At 57.2% G+C, this 2,475-nt stretch carries 6 protein-coding genes; 4 read left to right on the top strand and 2 right to left on the bottom strand.

Translation table 11 applies throughout. The features are described from left to right. The coding region (locus QU481_RS23635; RefSeq protein ID WP_289828758.1) for a transposase at nt 1-289 on the top strand (289 nt) is incomplete at its 5' end. Nucleotides 290-445: 156 nt separating this feature from the next. On the opposite strand, the gene QU481_RS23630 is transcribed toward QU481_RS23635, so the two are convergent. Further along, nucleotides 446-1,465, bottom strand: a complete 1,020-nt coding sequence (locus QU481_RS23630; RefSeq protein ID WP_289832386.1) for a LysR family transcriptional regulator — start codon at nt 1,463-1,465, stop codon at nt 446-448. Between QU481_RS23630 and QU481_RS23625 the strand changes: the two genes are divergently transcribed. The 3 genes from QU481_RS23625 to QU481_RS23615 all read left to right on the top strand — a co-directional run bounded on the left by QU481_RS23625 (nt 1,464) and on the right by QU481_RS23615 (nt 2,224). Beyond that, nucleotides 1,464-1,589, top strand: coding sequence for a hypothetical protein (locus QU481_RS23625; RefSeq protein WP_289832385.1), 126 nt, complete (start codon nt 1,464-1,466; stop codon nt 1,587-1,589). The genes QU481_RS23630 and QU481_RS23625 overlap by 2 nt on opposite strands. Then, nucleotides 1,586-1,867 carry a (R)-mandelonitrile lyase gene (locus tag QU481_RS23620; RefSeq protein ID WP_289832384.1) on the top strand — a complete coding sequence of 94 codons (282 nt, stop codon included), beginning with the start codon at nt 1,586-1,588 and terminating at the stop codon, nt 1,865-1,867. Before QU481_RS23625 ends, QU481_RS23620 begins: the two co-directional genes overlap by 4 nt. A gap of 168 nt (nt 1,868-2,035) precedes the next feature. Next, nucleotides 2,036-2,224, top strand: coding sequence for a hypothetical protein (locus QU481_RS23615; protein WP_289832383.1), 189 nt, complete (start codon nt 2,036-2,038; stop codon nt 2,222-2,224). Here the strand turns inward: QU481_RS23615 and QU481_RS23610 are convergent. Further along, nucleotides 2,216-2,475 (bottom strand): hypothetical protein (locus QU481_RS23610; protein ID WP_289832382.1); only part of this gene is annotated, 260 nt, incomplete at its 5' end. The genes QU481_RS23615 and QU481_RS23610 overlap by 9 nt on opposite strands.

Here is a 2,475-nt window from a genome sequence, read left to right as displayed (position 1 = left end):
GTTTGTGATCGTCGATGGCCATCCGATCCACAAGGCGAAGCTGGTCAGGGACTATGTGGAGAGCTTGGAAGGCAAGCTCAACCTGTTCTACTTGCCGCCTTACTCGCCGCAACTGAATCCGGACGAGCAGGTCTGGGCGCACGTGAAGCGCCAGGTATCAAAGCGTCTGGTGCAAAACCATGAGGAAATGAAGCGGCTAGCAATCGGCGCCTTGCGTCGAATCCAAAAGCTACCCGGGCTGGTGAAATCGTTCTTCCGCCAGCCTGAGTGCCAATATGCCTGCCAGTGACAATACTTTTGCAAAGCTTAGTACTAAAGAGCATCAAATATGGAAGCTGCCATTTTGGTATCGACAAGCTACGAGTGCTTCACTTTTAACCATTACGAACCGAGAGTGAGTGCTTGGCTATTGGAGTACCTGTCGCTTTATGCGAGCGGAGATAACTCAGCTTGGTAAGCGATATCGCAGCGCCTCGATCACTAACGCTAGTGCTGGTGAAATCTGTCGGCGGTTGGCGTAGTACAGGTGATAGCCTGGAAATTTTGGCCACCATTCCTGCAGCACTGGGATGAGCCGTCCCGCCTCTATGTGGGGTTGCATCAGATCGAGCGGAACATACGCCAGTCCCATGCCATCCAGCGCCGCCTGCAGCATTAGGAAGGTATTGTTGAAGACGGTCTGACCGTGCACACGCACATTGACCTGCAGGCCATCTTTCTCGAATTCCCAAGCGAATAAGCCGCCATGAGTAGGCAGACGCAGATTGATGCACTGGTGATCGGTAAGGTCACGCGGAATCACTGGCATCCGTTTGCCACTCAGGTATTCCGGTGACCCTGCTACTGCCATGTGCAGATCCGGGCCGATCCGCACGGCGATCATGTCCTTGTCTATCCGGTCCCCTGAACGTACGCCGGCATCAAAGCGCTGAGCCGCAATGTCGGTGAGTGCATAGTCCACGCTGAACTCAACCTGCACATCAGGGTATTCACGAAGTAATGGTAGAAGCCGAGGCCACAGCGTCGTCACGATCGCATGGTCGTGCGCTGTGATGCGCACCGTTCCCGCAGGGTTGTCCCGCAGGGAGCTGAGAGAGGCCAGTTCCGCATCGATTTCATCCAGCCGGGGGAGCAAGGTACTCAGCAAGCGCGCGCCCGCCTCTGTCGTTGAGACGCTGCGGGTCGTGCGCGTCAGCAGCCGCACGCCCAGGCGCTCCTCCAGCACGAGCATCGCATGGCTCAGTGCTGAGCGTGACAAGCCCAACTGCGCCGCGGCACGCGTAAAGCTACGCTCTCTGGCTACCACCACAAACGCCCGAAGGTCGTTCAGGTTTTCTTTTTTCATTGGTGAATTGAATGCACAAGTGTGTGCACATTTTACAGTCTTCTCAGGCAAATCGTTACTTTCTACACTAACGTCAGCTGCAAGATAGGCCGACCAAGGCTGCAGAAAGGAAAGCATCATGAAGATTCAACGTAATGGCAGCACCCCCTCTGTTAAAGGTCCGCAAGACTGGTTTATCGGCACGGTAAGGGTCGACCCGCCTTTTCCCCGCAAGAACCGGCCCGCACCAGCGGGGGATCCGTGACCTTCGAGCCAGGCGCTCGCACCGCTTGGCATACCCACCCGCTGGGACAAACTCTCATCGTCACGGCGGGCAGCGGTTTCGTGCAGAAATGGGGTGAGGCTCCCCAGGCCATTCACCCCGGCGATGTGGTGTGGATTGCTCCCGGGGAAAAGCACTGGCATGGCGCGTCACCAACCACGGCAATGACGCATATAGCCATTCAGGAAGCTCTGGAAGGTTCCGCAGTTACTTGGCAGGAACAGGTGAGTGCCGAGCAATACTGCGCCGACCTGGCTTAAGTAACCACGTGAACTGGCTGGGGAACGACGGCGATGCCCAACCCCTCGCGCATTCGGTGGCCGCTTGGCAGGCAGGTCGCGAACGCGGCCTTATTGGCAACCATGGGCGCGACAGCGACATGGTGCCTAGCTGCCAGCCCTGTAGCGCTTTTTCCTAAAGAGGAAACAATGATGATGATGACAGAACAAGTGTTGTCTGCCAGACAGCAAGCCATCGCGCCGATCGCGGCCTTTACTGCGACGGGGGAGATGCCCAGCCTCAACGGCGCGCTGAATCAGGGCCTCGATGCAGGCCTCAGCATCAGCGACTCCAAGGAAATCCTGATTCAGCTGTTCCAAAAAACTTGCTCAAAGTAGAGCAATGGATTTATCCGCACTTCGTTGACGCGGCTTGCGCCGACCAACTGAAGCCTCTTGACGCTCAGTTGCGCCGGAGGAACGTGATTGCAGAATCCGCAGCACCTCGCGGTGCGGCATGAACCGGGCAATAGCCGGGTCATGGAGCCGGTGTTTCACATTCCGGGCAGCGTTGAAATCCGCTTGGGTCACGTCCCCGTTGGCACGGTGAAATTTGTCGCCCACCCGCCTGCCTTCCAGCAAGCCGGTGA

Origin of the sequence: Crenobacter oryzisoli, assembly GCF_030385785.1 — a bacterium.
GTDB classification, from domain to species: Bacteria; Pseudomonadota; Gammaproteobacteria; order Burkholderiales; family Chromobacteriaceae; genus Crenobacter_A; species Crenobacter_A oryzisoli.
This window is presented reverse-complemented; position numbering and strand designations above follow the sequence as displayed.